Annotated in this window: 17 protein-coding genes and 1 pseudogene; 11 read left to right on the top strand and 7 right to left on the bottom strand. The window is 73.0% G+C overall.

The features are described from left to right. The first annotated feature begins 518 nt into the window (after positions 1–518). The 7 genes and pseudogenes from ACFWJO_RS15535 (at position 519) to ACFWJO_RS15505 (ending at position 8,784) form a co-directional block, all read left to right on the top strand. Entirely contained in the window at positions 519–3,398 is a 2,880-nt protein-coding gene (locus tag ACFWJO_RS15535) for a nitrate- and nitrite sensing domain-containing protein (protein WP_386865279.1), read from the top strand. Continuing rightward, the gene (locus ACFWJO_RS15530; RefSeq protein ID WP_384406842.1) at positions 3,395–3,829 is read left to right on the top strand and encodes a roadblock/LC7 domain-containing protein; all 435 of its coding nucleotides are present in this window, start codon (positions 3,395–3,397) and stop codon (positions 3,827–3,829) included. Before ACFWJO_RS15535 ends, ACFWJO_RS15530 begins: the two co-directional genes overlap by 4 nt. Positions 3,830–4,021: 192 nt before the next feature. Then, positions 4,022–4,396 (top strand): annotated as a pseudogene (locus ACFWJO_RS15525) (DUF742 domain-containing protein); the annotation flags it as partial. Next, positions 4,377–4,991 (top strand): ATP/GTP-binding protein, encoded by a 615-nt coding sequence (locus ACFWJO_RS15520; protein WP_386865263.1) that lies wholly within the window; start codon positions 4,377–4,379, stop codon positions 4,989–4,991. The pseudogene ACFWJO_RS15525 and the gene ACFWJO_RS15520, both read left to right, overlap by 20 nt. A 225-nt stretch (positions 4,992–5,216) precedes the next feature. Further along, complete coding sequence (locus ACFWJO_RS15515; protein ID WP_386865261.1) at positions 5,217–5,642, top strand: roadblock/LC7 domain-containing protein; 426 nt, start codon at positions 5,217–5,219, stop codon at positions 5,640–5,642. Positions 5,643–6,045: 403 nt separating this feature from the next. Further along, positions 6,046–7,188 carry a DUF6397 family protein gene (locus ACFWJO_RS15510; protein WP_386865259.1) on the top strand — a complete coding sequence of 381 codons (1,143 nt, stop codon included), beginning with the start codon at positions 6,046–6,048 and terminating at the stop codon, positions 7,186–7,188. Positions 7,189–7,236: 48 nt separating this feature from the next. Beyond that, positions 7,237–8,784, top strand: a complete 1,548-nt coding sequence (locus ACFWJO_RS15505) for an ATP-dependent DNA ligase (RefSeq protein WP_386865257.1) — start codon at positions 7,237–7,239, stop codon at positions 8,782–8,784. 33 nt (positions 8,785–8,817) lie between these two features. On the opposite strand, the gene ACFWJO_RS15500 is transcribed toward ACFWJO_RS15505, so the two are convergent. Then, on the bottom strand, positions 8,818–9,297 hold the full coding sequence (locus ACFWJO_RS15500; RefSeq protein WP_386865278.1) for a DUF6328 family protein: 480 nt from the start codon (positions 9,295–9,297) through the stop codon (positions 8,818–8,820). 197 nt (positions 9,298–9,494) lie between these two features. On the opposite strand from ACFWJO_RS15500, the gene ACFWJO_RS15495 reads away from it, so the two are divergent. The 4 genes from ACFWJO_RS15495 (at position 9,495) to ACFWJO_RS15480 (ending at position 12,487) form a co-directional block, all read left to right on the top strand. Further along, complete coding sequence (locus ACFWJO_RS15495; protein WP_386865255.1) at positions 9,495–9,872, top strand: hypothetical protein; 378 nt, start codon at positions 9,495–9,497, stop codon at positions 9,870–9,872. A 290-nt stretch (positions 9,873–10,162) separates the two neighbouring features. Further along, on the top strand, positions 10,163–10,951 hold the full coding sequence (locus ACFWJO_RS15490; RefSeq protein ID WP_386865253.1) for a polysaccharide deacetylase family protein: 789 nt from the start codon (positions 10,163–10,165) through the stop codon (positions 10,949–10,951). Between the two features lie 412 nt (positions 10,952–11,363). Next, complete coding sequence (locus ACFWJO_RS15485) at positions 11,364–12,119, top strand: hypothetical protein (RefSeq protein ID WP_386865251.1); 756 nt, start codon at positions 11,364–11,366, stop codon at positions 12,117–12,119. Continuing rightward, complete coding sequence (locus ACFWJO_RS15480; RefSeq protein ID WP_386865250.1) at positions 12,116–12,487, top strand: peptidase inhibitor family I36 protein; 372 nt, start codon at positions 12,116–12,118, stop codon at positions 12,485–12,487. The genes ACFWJO_RS15485 and ACFWJO_RS15480 overlap by 4 nt, the downstream gene beginning before the upstream one ends. Before the next feature lie 21 nt (positions 12,488–12,508). Here ACFWJO_RS15480 and ACFWJO_RS15475 read toward each other — a convergent pair whose 3' ends face one another. The 6 genes from ACFWJO_RS15475 to ACFWJO_RS15450 form a co-directional block, all read right to left on the bottom strand. After that, entirely contained in the window at positions 12,509–13,372 is an 864-nt protein-coding gene (locus ACFWJO_RS15475; RefSeq protein ID WP_386865248.1) for an ETEC_3214 domain-containing protein, read from the bottom strand. Positions 13,373–13,428: 56 nt separating this feature from the next. After that, positions 13,429–14,616 (bottom strand): globin domain-containing protein, encoded by a 1,188-nt coding sequence (locus ACFWJO_RS15470; RefSeq protein ID WP_386865246.1) that lies wholly within the window; start codon positions 14,614–14,616, stop codon positions 13,429–13,431. 92 nt (positions 14,617–14,708) lie between these two features. After that, positions 14,709–15,155 carry an RrF2 family transcriptional regulator gene (locus ACFWJO_RS15465; protein ID WP_386865244.1) on the bottom strand — a complete coding sequence of 149 codons (447 nt, stop codon included), beginning with the start codon at positions 15,153–15,155 and terminating at the stop codon, positions 14,709–14,711. A 96-nt stretch (positions 15,156–15,251) separates the two neighbouring features. Beyond that, entirely contained in the window at positions 15,252–16,127 is an 876-nt protein-coding gene (locus tag ACFWJO_RS15460) for a hypothetical protein (protein ID WP_386865276.1), read from the bottom strand. Positions 16,128–16,189: 62 nt separating this feature from the next. Further along, positions 16,190–16,603, bottom strand: a complete 414-nt coding sequence (locus ACFWJO_RS15455; protein WP_386865242.1) for an SHOCT domain-containing protein — start codon at positions 16,601–16,603, stop codon at positions 16,190–16,192. A gap of 162 nt (positions 16,604–16,765) precedes the next feature. After that, on the bottom strand, positions 16,766–17,221 hold the full coding sequence (locus tag ACFWJO_RS15450) for a peroxiredoxin (protein WP_386865240.1): 456 nt from the start codon (positions 17,219–17,221) through the stop codon (positions 16,766–16,768). Positions 17,222–17,229 lie beyond the last annotated feature (8 nt).

Genomic DNA, 17,229 nt, shown 5'->3' with positions numbered 1-17,229 from the left:
GCCCCAGCTGACCCCGCCGCTCCCACCGGGTCCGTGAACGAAGGAACGAGGAGGCCATGCGAACTCCCCGCAGGACCCCGGAGACCGGGGGCTCCGCCCAGCCGCCGACGGCGGCCCGCGGGCGCCGCGCGCACGCCGGGCCGCCCGCCGACGAGACGGCGGCGCGCGAGCGCACGGCCGGGGCCGGGGCGGCGGACCCGTCCTCGGCGACGTCCGACCGGACGGAACCTGACCGCCCCCGACGCGGCCGATTCGTACAAGCAGCGCCGTCGCCGCTGCCGCGTACCGAGAGGGCGACGGCGACGGCGACGACGGCGCCGGCGGCACCACAGGCAGGGGCCACAGCCCCCACCCCGTCCTCCGCCTCCGCCTCCGACCCCGCCTCCGCCCGCGCCGGCGTCTCGGTACGCGGTGGCGGTGGCGGTGGCGGCGTCTCGGTACGCGGTGGCGGTGGTGGCGACGGCCGAGGCCGCGGGCTCCGGCCCCGTACCGTCCGGGCGAAGATCGTGTCGCTCCTCATGGTCCCGGTGGTCTCGCTCCTCGCCTTGTGGGGTTTCGCCACCGTCACCACCGCCCAGGACATCGCCCGGCTCCGTCACCTCCAGGCCGTGGACGCCGACGTCCGGCAGCCGGTCGCCGTCGCCGTCACCGCCCTCCAGGACGAACGCCGCGCCGCCGTACGGCAGGCGGCCGCTCCCGGCTCCGCGCGCGCCGCCGAGCTCAAGGAGCGGGTCCGGGCCACCGACGCCGCCGTCGCGAGGCTCCGCCTCGACGACCGGCACTCGGTCGGCGACAACGGCAGCCTGCCCGCGGACGTCTCCGCCCGGGTCGCCGACTTCGTCGCGCAGGCCGAGGGACTGAGCAGGCTGCGCACCGCGGCCGCCGAAGGGCGCGCCGACGTCGACCAGCTCCACTCCGTGTACACCTCCGCCGTCTCGGCGGGCTTCGCCGTCGGCGGCGCCCTGGCCGGGATCGACGGCACCGAGGCGGGCGCCGAGGCTCGGGTACTGCTCGAACTGGCCCGCGCGGGCGAGCTGCTCGCCCGCGAGGACGCGCTGCTCGGCGCCGCCCACCTCACCGGCTCGCTCGACGCCGACCGGCTCCGCGCCTTCGGCGGTACCGTCGAGGCCCGCCGCACCCTCGTCGAGTCCGCCACCGCCGACCTGCCGGCGCCCCAGCGCGGCGCGTGGCGGAACCTCACCGCACAGCCCGCGTACCGACAGCTCCTCGCCGCCGAGGACCGGGTACGCGCCGCCGCCCCGGGCCGCCGTGCCGCCCAGGCCGTCACCTCCGGGGAATGGGACCCCGTACACACCTTCGTACGCGACGGGATCACCGCCATCGAGCAGGCCGCCCACGCGGCGGCGACGGAACGCCACGACCCGTTCGGCGGCGGCGCGTTCAGCGCGGGCGGTGCCGCAGTCCTGCTCGGCCTCGCCGCCGTCGGAGCCTCTCTCGTCATCTCCGTGCGCATCGGCCGCGGCCTCGTCGTCGAGCTCGTCAGCCTCCGCAACACCGCCCTGGAGATCGCCCGTCGCAAGCTGCCCGCCGCCATGCGCCGGCTGCGCGCGGGCGAGGAGATCGACGTCCACGCCGAGGCCCCGCCCGGCCCCGCGCCGCAGGACGAGATCGGCCAGGTCGGCGAGTCGCTCACCACCGTCCACCGCGCGGCGCTCTCCGCCGCCGTCGAACGCGCCGAGCTCGCGAGCGGCATCTCCGGTGTCTTCGTCAACCTCGCCCGCCGCAGCCAGGTCCTGGTGCACCGTCAGCTCAACCTGCTCGACAGCATGGAGCGGCGCGCCGACGACCCGAACGAGCTCGGTGACCTGTTCCGGCTCGACCACCTCACCACCCGCATGCGCCGCCACGCGGAAAGCCTCATCATCCTCTCCGGCGCCGCGCCCGGCCGCGCATGGCGCAGGCCCGTGCTCCTCACCAACGTCGTCCGCGCCGCGGTCTCCGAGATCGAGGACTACGCGCGCGTGGAGGTGCGTCAGCTGCCCGAGACGTCGGTCGTCGGCGGCGCGGTCGCCGACCTCACCCACCTCCTGGCCGAACTCATCGAGAACGCGGCCCAGTTCTCCCCGCCCCACACCAAGGTGCGCGTCAGCGGGGAGCCGGTCGGCAACGGCTACGCACTGGAGATCGAGGACCGCGGGCTGGGGATGGGCAAGGACAGCCTCGCCGAGGCGAACGCCCGCATCGCCCAGTCCGAGGCCCTGGACCTCTTCGACAGCGACAGGCTCGGGCTGTTCGTCGTCAGCCGGCTCTCCGCGCGACACGACATCAAGGTCCACCTGCGGACCTCGCCGTACGGGGGCACGACGGCCGTCGTCCTGCTCCCGACCGACCTGCTGCAGAACTCCCCGGCGTTCGGCCGCGCCGCCGACGCAGCGGAGACCTCCGGCGCGCAGGGACGTGCCGGTGTGGCGCCGCCGTCGGAGTCGCTGTCCGCGTCGGCGTCCGCGTCGGCGGGCGCGGTGTCCGGGGTCGGGACGGAAGCAGCCGCCGACCACGGTTCTGATCGTGGCCACAGCCTTGGTCGTGGTCATGGTCGTGGTCCTGGTCCCGGTCCTGAACCTGGCCCTGGCTCTGGCTACGGGCCGGGTGCAGGTGCGGGACAGGGAGCCGGGCAGCGCGGGGTGCCCGGGCCCCGTTCGGTGCCGGGCTCGCCGTCCAAGCCCGCCCCGGCCCTCGAACATCCCGGAGACGACCGCGACCCGGGCGGACCGCGCCGGCCGAGGCCCCCTGCCGTCGCCGAACCCGAGGAACCGAGCAGGCCACCGGCCGCCGTCACCGCCCTGCGCCAGCGCGGCCGTACGACCCCGCCCCGGACGAATCCACGGCCCTCCTCGCCCGTAACTCCTGCCCTTTCCGTACCGCCTGGGCCTTCCGGCCCTTCGAGCCCTTCCGGCACGGCTGGGGCGGCTGCGGCGGCCGGGGGGAGCGAGGAGCCGGGCGCCGATCTGCCGAGGCGGGTACGGCAGGCGAGTCTCGTGCCGCAGCTCCGCGAGGCACACTCCGGCTCGGAGGCAGGTGCCGCCGCGGGTTCTGCGGGCGCCGCAGGAGGCAGCGGGGACGGTCCGAGTCAGCGGACCCCGGAGCAGGTCCGGGACCGCATGGCCGCCTACCGCGACGGCTGGCAGCGTGGCGGCGGCCCCGCTCCCGGTTCCCCGGTTCCGGCTCCTGCTAGCCAGACGGGCATCAGACGCCCCCTCGGCACCGGCCACGGGGCCGACTCTGTACGCGGCCCCGGCCCCGAACCCGTACGGGGCCCCGGACCCGACTCCGTACGCGGCCCCGCCCCTGGTCCTGACCACCTCCCGGGTCCCGACCACGGCTCCCGCCGCCCCCGCCACGCATCCAGCGACCATGCCCCCGAAGGAGACGACGAATGATCGACCACGAGAGGATCTCCCACCACCGCTCCGGCGAACTCGACTGGCTCCTCGACGACCTCGTCACCCGTGTCCGCGAAGTCCGCCACACGGTCGTGCTCTCCAACGACGGCCTCGCCGTCGGCGCATCGAGCGGACTCAGCCGTGAGGACGCCGAGCACCTGGCCGCCATAGCCTCCGGCTTCAACAGCCTTGCCAAGGGCGCAGGCCGGCAGTTCCACACCGGGGGCGTGCGCCAGACGATGGTCGAGATGGACGACGGCTTCCTCTTCGTGGCCGCGGCCGGGGACGGCTCCTGCCTGGCCGTCCTCAGCGGCGTCCACGCCGACATCGGCCTCATCGCCTACGAGATGGCCCGCCTGGTGAAGCGCGTCGGCGAGCACCTGCACACCCCGCCGCGACTCACGGTGACCCCGCCGGCCGCGGGCTGACCGGAGACCCCGGAGATCCCGGAGAACACCATGGACAACGACAGCACCGGCGGCACCGGCCACGACACCACCGGCGGCGGCACCGGCTACGACACCACCGGCGGTGGCACCGGCGACGACAGCACTTGCGGCGACAGCACTCGCCACGACAGCGCCTGCGACGTCGGCACCGGCCGGAACGGCCTCGACAGCAGCCGGTGGTACGACGCCGACGCCGGGCCGCTCGTCCGGCCGTACGCCATGACCGGCGGACGGACCAGACCCGGACCCAGCAACGTACGGTTCGACCTCATCGCCCTCGTGGTCGTCGACGACGACCCGCCGGGCCCGGCCGAGGAGTGCTTCCTCGGTCCCGAACACCGCGCCCTGCTCGGGCAGTGCCGCGCCGAGACCCAGTCGGTGGCCGAACTCGCCGCCGACGCCGACCTGCCCGTCGGAGTGGTGCGCGTCCTCCTCGGCGACCTCCTAGAAGCGGGCTTCGTGAAGGTCAGCAGACCCGTCCCGCCCGCACAGCTCCCTGACGAACGGATCCTGAGGGAAGTAATCGATGGCCTACGAGCGCTCTGAGAGCACACCGGCGGGCGACCTGGACACCACGGCCCTCGCCCTGAAGATCCTGGTCGCCGGCGGCTTCGGGGTCGGCAAGACCACCCTGGTCGGCGCGGTCAGCGAGATCCGGCCGCTGCGCACCGAGGAACAGCTCAGCCGCGCCGGCGAGTCCGTGGACGACACCGGGGGAGTCGACCAGAAGACCACCACGACGGTGGCCATGGACTTCGGTCGCATCACCATCCGCGCGGGGCTCTCCCTCTACCTGTTCGGAACTCCCGGGCAGGACCGCTTCTGGTTCCTCTGGGACGACCTCTCCCAGGGCGCACTCGGCGCCGTCGTCCTCGCCGACACCCGTCGCCTCGAGGACTGCTTCCCCGCCGTGGACTACTTCGAGCACCGCAAGATCCCGTTCGTCGTGGCCGTCAACTGCTTCGCGGGCGCCCGTGCCTACGGCGCGCACGACGTGTCGCGCGCGCTCGACCTGGACCGCGGCACGCCGGTCGTCCTGTGCGACGCGCGCGATCGCGACTCCGGAAAGGAAGTGCTGATTCGGCTCGTCGAGTACGCGGGACGCATGCACACGGCACGGCTCCTGGACACGGTGGGCTGAGCCGGCACCCGACTGCCTGAGCGAACGGCCGCTGGGGGCCGGCTGACGGAACGTTCGATCGCCACGCGGATGGGGACGGGTGCTTGCCCTGCTCACGACAGTGCGTAAGGCTGACCGGAAGACGGTCGACCGGTAGAGCATGTGCGGCCGGCCGGAAGCACGCGCCCCCCGGACCGCGGGGACCACGGGGCGACGGGGACGCACCACACAGGGGGAGGATCACGCATGGCGCTGGACAAGGAACTCGACTGGCTCCTGGACGACCTGACGCGACGGGTCGACTCGATACAGCACGCGCTCGTGCTGTCGAACGACGGTCTGGTGACGGGCGCGAGCAGCGGGCTGGTGCGTGAGGACGCCGAGCATCTGGCCGCGGTTTCCTCGGGTCTCCACAGCCTGGCGCGCGGCTCGGGCCGGCACTTCAAGGCGGGCCGCGCGCGGCAGACGATGGTGGAGTTCGACGAGGCGCTGCTGTTCGTCACGGCGGCGGGCGAGGGCAGCTGCCTGTGCGTGCTGAGCGCGGCGGAGGCCGATGTCGGTCAGGTCGCCTACGAGATGACGCTGCTGGTGAACCGGGTCGGCGAGCACCTGGGCGTGGCGGCGCGGCAGCCCGGCGGCGCGGGCGGTCTGGGCGGCGCGGACGAGTTCTGACGGTCGCTCCGCGAAGTTATCCACAGGGCGAGCACGGTGTCGTCACTGTGCGTTACGGTCATCACCGAAAGTGTTCGAGTCGGGCGGCAGGCGTCCGACGACACGCGGGGAGGACCGACCCATGACCACGGAAGAGACGACACGAGCGGCGGCGGCGACGCTGCCGGCACATTCGACGGAGACGGTACGGACGAGGAAGGCCGTACGGATGCAGCAGGCCGTACGGATGACGCCGACGCCTACGCCGACGTGGCCACCGACGCCACCGACGCCGCCGGCGCCACCGATGCCGTCGATGTCGCCGTCGGACCTGGCGGAGCCGCCTGAGGGACCGCCTGAGTGGCCGCCGGATGTGCCGCCTGAGGGGCGGCTCGACGCGCCGCAGCGGGTGGAGCCGCCGGATGTGCCGGACCTGCCGGTGCCGCAGGTGCGGGCCGCGCGGGAACTGGGGCTGCGGCGCGACGAGTTCCGGCTCGCGGTCGACCTGGGATTCGTCCGTACGGTGCGGGGGGCGCCGCCCGGCACCGCGGACGTCCACGGCGACCCGGCCAGGCGTCGCGTGCCCCGGGGGGAGATCGAGCGGCTCAAGGCCGCTCCGGACTTTCCCGAAGGACTGCGCGAGCGCGTGAGGGCGGTCGGTACGGCGGAGGGCGCCGAGCTGCTCGCGGTCACCCGGGACCGGTTCGCGCGCCTCGCGAGGACGGGCCACTTCAGCCCGGTGCGCTTCTACATCAACCGCTACCGGGCAGTGGTCTGGCTCTACCCCGCCGCGGAGCTGGCGGAGTTCGCGCTGAACCATCCGCGACTCCTCACCGGACGGCTGCCACTCGATGTCCGGACCAGGGCCGATGAGGAACGCCAGGACTGGCGGCCCAGGAACTGGCGGGCCCGGCGGCTCGGCGCACTGCTGAGAGCCAGCAGTGACCCGTGGGACCGAACGGCAGCCATCGCCTCACTGCTCGACCCGGCCCATGTGGCCGAGGTCGTCGACGATCCCTACGAACGGGTCTACCTGCACCGGCTCAGGCCGGCGCCGCCGATCTGGCGGCCGAACACCCCCGCGGCCCGGGAGATCGCCGACCGGCTGATGCTCGCCGACGATCCCGATGAGATCCTCTGGCACCGGATGAGCCTGGGCCTCGCCCTGGACGAGGCCCGCGCGGAGCGCGAGGCGCCACGACCGGGCATGCCGTCGGGTGCCGGGTCACCGATGGCCTCCCGTTCCATGACGAGTGCGCCGTCGCCCGGTGACTTCGGCCCGATGGACGTGCGTGCCGGCCGTTGGACTCCACGCCCAGTGGTGGCGACACCGGCTCCGCCGACTTCACCAGCTCCTTCGGGTTCTTCAGCTGCTTCAGGTCCGCCGGCCCCTCCGGCCCCTCCAAGTCCTTCAGCTCCTCCGGCACCCGTGCTGTTCGCGGCTGCTCCGCCGTTCCCGGCCGGCCGTCCGGCGGGAGTCACGCGTCCGCCCGGCAGGCGGGTCCGGCGGAGTCTGCTCGACCGGCTGCGCCGGCGGAAGGAGGTCATGCCGCGGGCCGGTGGGTGACGGTCCGGCCGGGGTGCGGGGCGGCGTGCGCGCGGGCACGATGGGCGCATGCTCCTTGCCCGAGTCGCGGAGGTGTCGGGGGAGGTCGCCGCAACGTCGGCGCGGTCGCGGAAGATCGGACTGCTTGCCGAACTGTTCGCGGAGGCCGAGCCCGAGGAGAGTCCGCTCGTGATCGCCTACCTGTCCGGGAGCCTCCCGCAGGGACGGATCGGCGTCGGCTGGAGCGTGCTGAAGAACGTCCTGCCGCCGGCCGTTCCGCCGGCGCGGCAGCCGGTGCTCACCCTGTCCGGTACGGACGCGGCGATGACCGAGCTGGCGGCCGTCGCGGGAAGCGGGGCGCAGGCCCGCCGGCTCGGCCTGGTGCGGGATCTGCTGGCGGCGGCGACGCTGCCGGAACAGGAGTTCCTGCTGCGGCTGCTGTCCGGGGAGGTACGGCAGGGCGCGCTCGACGCCGTGGCACTCGAAGGCGTGGCCCGGGCGGCCGGGGTGTCGGCCGAGGACCTGCGGAGGGCCGTCATGCTCGAAGGGTCGCTGCCGCGGGTGGCGCGTGCGGTGCTCGCCGAGGGTGCCGGCGCGCTGGAAGCCTTCACCCTGAGGGTCGGCAGTCCCGTGCAGCCGATGCTCGCCCACACCGCGCGCAGTGTGAGCGAGGCGGTGGCCGCGCTCGGGCCGTGCGCGGTGGAGGAGAAGCTCGACGGCATCCGCATCCAGGTGCACCGCCGTGGGGATGAGGTCCGGGTCTACACCCGGTCCCTCGACGACATCACCGACCGGCTGCCCGAGGTGGTCGCCACCGCCCTGGAGGCAGCGGGCGACGGACTGGTGCTGGACGGCGAGGTCATCGCGCTCGATCCCGCGACGGACCGGCCGCTGGCCTTCCAGGACATCGCCTCCCGTGTCGGCTCCCGGGTCGACGTGTCCACGGCGCGGGCCGCGCTGCCCGTGTCGCCCGTCTTCTTCGACGTGCTGGCGGCGGACGGCGAGGTCCTGGTCGACCGACCGGGCCGTGAGCGGAATGCCGTCCTGGCCCGGCTGCTGCCCGATCCGCTGCGGGTGCGCCGGACCGTGGTCGAGGACCCGGAGGACCCGGCGGCGGTCGACGCGGCCGAGCGCTTCTTCCGCGACACCCTCGCCCGCGGCCACGAGGGCGTGCTCGTGAAGGCCGTCGACGCGCCGTACGTCGCGGGCCGCAGGGGCCGCACCTGGCTGAAGGTGAAGCCCGTCCACACCCTCGACCTCGTCATCCTCGCCGCCGAGCGCGGGCACGGCCGCCGCACCGGCTTCCTCTCCAACCTCCACCTGGGCGCCCGCGCGGCCGACGGCACCTTCGTCATGCTGGGCAAGACCTTCAAGGGGCTCACCGACGAGATGCTGCGCTGGCAGACGGAGCGCCTCACCGAGCTCGCCGTTTCGGACGACGGCTACACCGTCCGCGTCCGCCCGGAACTCGTCGTCGAAATCGCCTTCGACGGCCTCCAGCGCTCCACGCGTTACCCGGCCGGGGTCACCCTCCGCTTCGCCCGGGTCATCCGTCACCGCCCGGACAAGCCCGCCGCGGAGGCGGACACGGTGGAAGCGGTGCTGGCGACGGCGTGACGCGGCCTTGTCAGCGGTCGGGCGGGTCGGTCGTCACTCCGGCGGGCCGGAGGTGTGGCGGCTGCGGACCCAGAGCGGGAGGGCGAACCAGCACAGCAGGTACCAGGCGACGAGTCCGGTGACCAGCCAGGGCACGAACGTCGCCCCGGTGGCCACGCGCAGGACGAGCAGCAGCGCGCAGGCGAGGGTGGCGAGGAGCAGCACGAGGCCGAGGAAGGTGAGGCGGGAGGCCCAGGTCACGGCGCGGGGCTTGATCCGGCGGCCGGCGACCAGCCGGTGGAACGAGACGGGGCCGATGAGGGCGCCGGTCGCGGCGGAGCCCAGGCAGATCGTGATGATGTAGATCGTCCGGTCGGTGTCCGGCAGCTCCGGATAGCGCTGGGTGAAGACGACGGTGAGGAGGAAGCCGAAGAGGATCTGTACGCCCGTCTGGGCAACCCTGATCTCCTGCATCAGCTCGTTCCAGCGCCGGTCGGCCCGTTCCTCCGGCGTCTCGTGACGGCCCTTGATCATGCCGTCGGTACCCGGTTCCTCGGAGCCCTTTCCTTCGTGTCCCGCCTTCGCCACGTCGCCTCCCGTGTCGCGCTCTCACCTCCACCGTGCTGCCCGCACCCCGGATCCGCCACCCTGCGGCCGGGAGCGGCCGCTCCGGGGCGGATCTCGCGCACCGTCGCGTCGCGAGGGATGCTGGAAGCGGGCTAACGGAGGAGATGAGCGCCGTGTACGACTTGCACATCGACACCGACGTGACCGTGCAGCTGAGCGAATGCTGCCGGGAGGACGCGCAGGCCGTCTTCGAGGTCCTCGACCGCGCCTACCAGCTCGAGGACATGACGACGCCGGGTCCGCAGGCGGCGACCGCACCCGCCGCCACCGTCTGGATGGCCACCTTCGACACGGCCGGCGGCCGGCACGAGGAATCCCCGCCCGTTCCGCTCACCGGCATGGTCGGCGCGCTGCTCACCGGCGGCTACCACGCCGTGGACCAGGTGGAGAAGGTGCTGGCCCGTTCCTTCGACATCCAGTCCCTGCAGTCCGTCTCCGGTGACCAGGAGACCGAGGCGCGCCTCCTCCTCGCGTCCCGCTGACGGGCGGGACCTCCCGGGCCCCCGACCCCCCGGGCGGAGCGGACGGGCGCCGCCCGGGGCCGCCATGCCCGCTGCACCGGCCCGCTGCACCGGATCTGTGGGCGCGCCGCGTCGAGCGGTGTTCCGTATGCCGCTTCCGCCGCTTCCGCCTGCCCCGACCCCTGTCCCTTCCCGGCTATACACCGTGTGTAGAGTTCTCGGCGAGCCGCAGGGCCCCGCCATGACCAGGTGTGGGCCCTTGGCTTCGCACGAGTCATTCGCACCACACTTCCGGGGAAAGCGGGTCGTACATGTTCCGAACCAAGCCGGGCCGGCGCAGGGCGCCAGCCCTCGCCATGCTCGCCGCCGCGTCGCTGGTCGTCGCCCTCACCGGCTGCTCCGCCGACACCGTCACCCCGGAGGAAGCGCGCGGCAAGGCGGGTACGGACGGCACGGCCGCGACGACGGCGGGCGCCGTGGACTGCGCCAAGGCCAAGTGCATCGCCCTCACCTTCGACGCGGGACCGGGCAAGGACACTCCCCGTCTGCTCGACATACTCAAGGAGAAGCAGGTCCCGGCGACCTTCTTCCTGCTCGGCAAGAAGCACGTCGACCGCTACCCCCAGGTCGTCAGGCGCATCGCGGACGAGGGCCACGAGGTCGCCAACCACACCTGGACCCACCGCATCCTCACGGATCTCGACGCCGCCGAGGTCCGTGACGAGCTCGCGCGCACCCAGGACGCCATCGCCGCGATCACCGGCCGCAAGCCCACCCTCATGCGCCCGCCGCAGGGTCGCACCGACGACACCGTCTCCGACGTGAGCCGGGAACTCGGCCTCGCCCAGGTCCTGTGGAGCATCACCGCCAAGGACTACTCCACCGAGGACACCGCTCTCATCCGTCAGCGGGTGCTCGACCAGGCCCACGGTGACGGCATCATCCTGCTCCACGACATCTACGACGGAACGGTCCCGGCCGTGCCGGGGATCATCGACGAGCTCAAGCGCCGTGGCTACACCTTCGTCACGGTGCCGCAGCTGCTCGCGCCGGGCAAGGCGGAGCCCGGGTCCGTCTACCGCCCGGAGAAGGACGACTGAACGGACCAATCGGGGTGAGGTGACTCACATACGGCACCCGGCACAAGGCGGAACAATGGGTGAAGGTTTACCGTTCATCCTTATGTGACGCCGAAGGGGCCCGGTCCCCAGGTCCCCCCCCAGAGGTGACCGCCCTTCACCCGTCACGGCAGTCGGCCCCGGTTGGAACCCCCCGTCCAACCGGGGCTTTGTCGTAGCCGCCGCCCGCAGGCTCCGGACGGTGTCTCCGGCCGCGGACCGAGAGCTCCGCGAACACCCTGTTGGCGGCGCGCACTCCGGCGCGTTGGACCCCTTCGGGTGAGTCGCCGCGGCCCTCCGCATGGCCGGTCCGGCACCGGGCATTGATCGCCACGAAACGGCGGTGATCACACCGCCGGCCACCGCCCGCCCAGGCTCGCCACCAGGGGGAACCATGCGCCACGCGACCCGCCGAGCGATCGTCACGGCCTCCGCCGCCCTCGTCCTCGCCGGCTGCGCCACCGTGCAGCCCGGCCCCGCCGGCCCGGCCGCGCCCTCCGGATCGGCCGCAGCGCCCGTCACTCCCGCCACCCGGCAGGAACAGGACCGGATCCTGAAGGCCGCCGAACAACGGCTCGTCGCCGAGTGCCTCGACGCCCAGGGCCTCGCCCTGCCTCCGGCCTCCCAGGCGCGCGCCCCCGCCCCCGGGCCCGGGCCCGGCGCCGACAGCCGCCTGCGGACCGCGCTCTTCGGCAGCGACCCCCGCGAGCTCTCCCTCACCCTCGCCACCGGTCTCACCGTCACCGCCAACAGCGACGGCTGCGTGGCCTCGGCCCGCACCGAGCTGTACGGCGACCAGACCCGCTGGTTCCGCGCCCAGGTCACCGTCGACAACCTGCGCGCCATGGCGCAGGCCCGGATGAAGGACGATCCCGCGCACCGGGCCGCCCTCGACCGCTGGACCCGCTGCGCCGCACCCTCCGGAGGGCCCCGCACCGGCCGCCCCGACCCGGCCGTCGCCGAACGCTGCACCCGCGAGAGCGGACTCGCCGACGTACGCGCCCGGCTCGAACCCGCCGAGCTGGCCACCGTACGCACCCTCCACCGCGACCAGGTCGCCACCTACGAGCAGCTGCGCGCCCGCGCACTGCGGCGGGCAGCCGAGCTGTCCGCGAACCCCACCCGGAAGAAAGGCACCGACGCTTCATGAAGCGACTCCTCGGCCCGACCACCGCAGCCCTCCTCGCCCTCGCCGGCGGCCTCGCCCTGACCACACCCGCCACCGCCGCGGACTGCCCCTCCGGCCACTTCTGCGCCTGGGAGCACGCCAACTTCGGTGGTCAGCGAGCCAACTGGAGCGGCGACGACGGCTGGTGGGAGAGCTGGATCGCCGACAACGACTCCTCCTGGGCCAACCACGGCATCTCCGGCCCGGGCGTCAAGGACTACGTCCAGGTCTACGAGTCGGCCTGGCAGGGCGGCTCCATGACGATCTGTCTCGCCCCCGGCCAGGAGGCCGGTTACAACGGCGCCGCCAACGACCGAGGCGACTCCCACATCTGGTCCACCGGCTGCTGAACCCCGCCACCCCGAGCCGCCTCACTGCACGGTGAGGCGGCTCACGCCGATCTGACTCGGGTAGTAGGTGAGCATCTGCTCGGTGACGGCGGTCTCCGCATAGGTGTTGACCACCGACTCGGCCATGAGCGCCCTCGCGGAAGCAACCACCTGCTCGTCGACGTAGGTATAGGCCGGTGGGTCCTCCGCGGGGCGATGGTCCGCGTACCACTGTTCCCAAGAGACCCGCAGGTCGCGGCCGGTGCTCTTCCCCTGCCACTGGGGGCAGACGTCGTTGAGCCCCCAGGCGAACTCGCGGTAGTCGCTCCCGCCGCTGCCCCCGTACACCTGGAAGACGAGGCTGTCGCTGCTGCCCGTTCCGCCGAAGAAGACCTTGAGCGACTGCCCTCGCAGCTCGTCCGCCGGCAGGACGTCCGCCAGAGTGTTCTGGTTGAGGACCACGTTTCGATCCACCCTGGTGCCGCCGTAGGAGAACGCGGGGCGGAAGCTCGGTTCGCAGGACGTCACGGCGTAGGTCACGGCGGCGTCGATCTTGTTCGAGATCACCTCGACCCAGTACTCCTGCCGGGGCCGGTATACGTTTCGGACGAAGCCGCCTCCCGACTCGAGCGGCGTACGGAACACGGGCGGGCCGAGTTCCTTCTGGAACTTCTCCAGCGTGTAACCCGCGCGCAGTTCCCTGAGCTTGCGGTACTCCGCGGCGTGCCAGTCCGTGCGGGAGTCCCGGAGGACGGTGACGGCGGTGACCAGTGTGCTCACCGCCGTCACGAGGTTGGAGAGGAAGAAGACGGCGACCAGCAGGACGTTCCGTTTGGCGAAGGCGCTGAAGCGCTCCCCGGCCGTCCCGTCTCCTTCCTCGCCGCCGGTCGTGGGCGAGTCGTCCATGGGCGCGACCTTAGGCACATCGCGCACGCCCCGCACCGCGCCCTAGTCCGACCGGATCAGGCCGTCGTGCCCTGCCACAGGTCGGGGCCGAAGACCTCGTAGTGGACGTCCGCCGCCGCGACGCCCCGGGCGAGGAGGTCGCCGCGTACCGCGCGCATGAAGGGGAGCGGGCCGCAGAGGTAGGCGATCAGGCCCTCCGGCAGGTCGAGCGAGGTGAGGTCCGCCCGGCCGCTGTGGGCGTCGGTCGCGCCGGGCTCCTCGTACCAGAGGTGCAGGGAACCCTGCGGCAGCGCGTCGACCAGGGCCCGCAGCTCCTCGCGGTGGGCGTGGCCGGCCGGGGAGCGGTCGGCGTGGACGACGGTCACCGGGCGGGTCGAACCGGTCGCGACGAGGTGGTCCAGCATCGCCAGCATGGGCGTGGAGCCGATGCCCGCGGAGGCGAGCAGCAGCGGTCCGTCGCCCTCGGGGAGCACCAGGTCGCCGAACGGCGCCGACACGGTGACGAGGTCACCCACCCGTCCGTTGGCGTGCAGCCACGAGGAGACCTCGCCGGCCGGGTCGCCGTCGACGCGCTTGACGGTGATGCGCCGGTCGGGGCGGCCCGGCGCGGCGGAGAGGCTGTACTGGCGGATCTGCCGGGCGCCGTCGGGCAGTGTGACCTGGACGCTGACGTACTGGCCCGGCCGGAACGGGGCTGCCGGACGCCCGTCGGGGCGGCGGAGCGTGAAGGAGACGGTGTCGGCGGTCTCCTCGTGCCGCCCGGTGATCTCCATCGAGTCCCAGACCTGGCCCTCGGTGACGCCCCGCTCCTGGTACAGACGCGCCTCCAGGGCGATGAGCGCGTTGGCCATGAGCCAGTACACCTCGTCCCAGGCCTGCGCGACCTCGGGCGTCACGGCCTCGCCGAGGACGTCGACGATCGCGGCGAAGAGGTGCTCGTGGACCACCTTGTACTGCCCCGACGTGACGCCGAGCGAGGCGTGCTTGTGGGCGATCCGCGACAGCAACACGTCGGGCCGGGTGTCGGGGCTGTCCAGCAGGGCTCCGGCGAAGGCGGCTATGGAGCCGGCCAGTGCCCTGCGCTGGTCGCCGGTGGCCTGGTTGCCGCGGTTGAACAGGTCCCGCAGCAGCTCGGGACGGGCGGCGAACATTCCCGCGTAGAAGCGCTCGGTGATCTCGTCGAGCGCGCCGCCGACGGCGGGAAGGGTGGCACGGACGACCGGTGTGGCCTGCTCGGACAGCATGACGCCTCCATAACTGGTAGATGATCTACGTATTTAACGAGGTGACGAGACCGCCCGGACAGGGCGGGACTCGGCAACGGAGGAGTGGGGGATCAGTCGCCCGGGCGGCGCCCGGACAGGGTGACGAGCACCGGCCCGGTGGGAGACTCCACCAGATCGGCGACGGTCAGCGGATCCAGCGTGCGGTAGAACGCCTCCTGTGCCTCGCGCAGCGCGCCGCGCAGCCGGCAGGCCGTCCGCAGCGGGCACGGCGGATCGCCCTCGCACGCCACGACCTCGTCGTCGCCCTCCAGCGTCCGCGTCAGCCAGCCCACCGACGACCGGCGGCCGAGCTCCGTGAGGGCCAGGCCTCCGCCGCGCCCCCGGCGCGCCTCGACGACCCCGAGGTGCTGCAGCCTGGTGACCACCTTCGCCATGTGGGCGTAGGGGACGACCATGGACTCCGCCACCTCGCGGGTGGTGGGGTAGGTGTCCTGCCCGGTGACCGCGAGGCGCATCACGGCCCGCAGTGCCAGGTCGGTGAATTTCGTCAACCGCACGCCCCGACCGTATCAAAGGCGTATTTTAGATTCGTATTAGGGGGGTGGAGGGGGAGGGTGGAGGGGGAGAGGCGGAGGGCCTCGGCTCTCCCTCGGTCAGCGGCGCCCGCGCCTCCGCCGGCGCCAGACCCACCAGCCGCCGACCAGGACCGAGCTGCTGACCAGGACGATGCCCAGCACCGGCCAGCGCCCGCCCGCGATGTGCAGGTCCGCGCCCACGACGACCGCCACCCCGATCAGGGACACGAGCAGCGAGAAGACCGCCCGCGCCACAGCACCGATCACCGCCGGGTCGAAACGGTTGGGACGGCGCGGGGCGGGCGCCCCCGCGTAGAAGATCGCCGCCCGGTCCAGCAGGGCAAGCGTCGAACGCCGATAGCTGAAGGCCAGATACGGCAGCCACACCAGCGGCGCGACGAGACCCACCAGGAACACCGCTCCCACCAGCGCCCACTGGCCGATCCGCATCAGCCGACCGGCCTGGTTCTCCGTCGGCGTGACCAGCCCCAGCAGCCGTGCCATGCGCATGACCAGCTCCCACAGGGCGGCGAGCCGGCCCGGCCGCTTCCCGGCCCCGCCTTCCGGCGCAACCGGGGCGACCGGCTCGGCAAGTGCGATGCGGGCGGCGTCCGTGTCCTCGTACACCCCCTGGAGAACGAGCAGTTCGGCGGTCCGCGCGGGATCCGTCGGGTCCTTGCCTTCCAGTGCCGCCAGTTCGAGCACCGTCCGCGCCTGCGACAGCAGCGCCGCACAGAACGCGAACGGCACGAACAGCATGAAGGGCCCGCCCACGAACGCGCCCTCGGCGGAGGCCGTGCGGACGCCGCGCGCCACCACACGCGTGCGCAGCTCGTCGGAGCTCGCGTCCGGTCTGGCGGCGTGCAGCCGCCGCACCGCCCGGTCCGCTGCCGGACCGAGGCGGCGCTGCGCGAACACGGCGAGCGATTCCGGAAGCCGGCCCGGCGCGGCCATCACGTCGCGCAGCAGCGACCGGGACAGCCGGGACGGTTCCTCCTCGCCGTCCTGTGGACGGGTCAGGACAGGACCTTGGCCTTCGCCCTCTCGAACTCCTCGTCCGTGATGGCGCCCCTGTCCCTGAGGTCCGCGAGCCGGGCCAGCTCGTCCACGCCGCTGCCCTGCCCGGTACCGCCGGCCGCCGCGGGCGTGCCCGCCGTCTTGCGGATGTAGTCCTGGAACGCCGCCTCTGCGTCCCTGGCCTGCTTGACGTCACGCCGGCTCATGCCCTTGCCGCGGGCGATCACGTACACGAGTACGCCCAGGTACGGCAGCACGATGCAGAAGATCAGCCAGCCCGCCTTGCCCCAGCCGCTCAGCTCGTGGTCGCGGAAGATGTCCGTGATGACCTTGAAGAGCAGGAACAGCCACATGATCCACAGGAAGAACCAGAGCATGGTCCAGAAGAGGTTGAGCAGGGGATAGTCGTCCATGCCGAAACTCCGTTCCCGGCGCGGCCTGGTCGGCCTCGCGTACAGCGAGTCTCACCGAACCCTCCTGGGCCCGCATGTCGTGATCCGCTCCGGGTGCGGCCGCGCGGCCGCCGTGTTCCGATGGGGGTGACCTCCGTGGCACAAGGCCCCGATCCCGCGCGCTCAGGCCTTCCGCGTGCGCAGCGCCGCGAGCGCCTTGTCCGCGTGCGCGCTCATCCGCAGCTCGCTTCTGACCACCTCCAGGACCCTGCGGTCCTGGTCGATGACGAAAGTGACCCGCTTCGTCGGCGCGAGCGAGAAGCCGCGCTTCACCCCGAACCGGTCCCGTATCTCGCCGGACGCGTCCGAGAGCAGCGGATAGCCGAGCGAGTGGCGGTCGGCGAACTCCTGCTGGCGCGCCACCTCGTCCGAACTGATGCCGACCGGCCGTGCGCCGGCCGCCCGGAACTCGCCCGCGAGGTCCCGGAAGTGGCAGGCCTCGGCGGTGCAGCCCGGCGTGAGCGCCGCCGGGTAGAAGAAGAGGACGACGGGACCGTCGGCCAGCAGCCCGGAAAGGGAACGGGGCTGCCCCGTTTCATCCGGAAGGGTGAAGTCCTCGACGATGTCACCGACGTTCATACGAGCGG

Origin of the sequence: Streptomyces sp. NPDC127092 (assembly GCF_042722475.1) — a bacterium.
Classification (GTDB): domain Bacteria; phylum Actinomycetota; class Actinomycetes; order Streptomycetales; family Streptomycetaceae; genus Streptomyces.
Note: the sequence above shows the minus strand (reverse complement) of the source record. Positions and strands in the feature narration are given on the sequence as shown.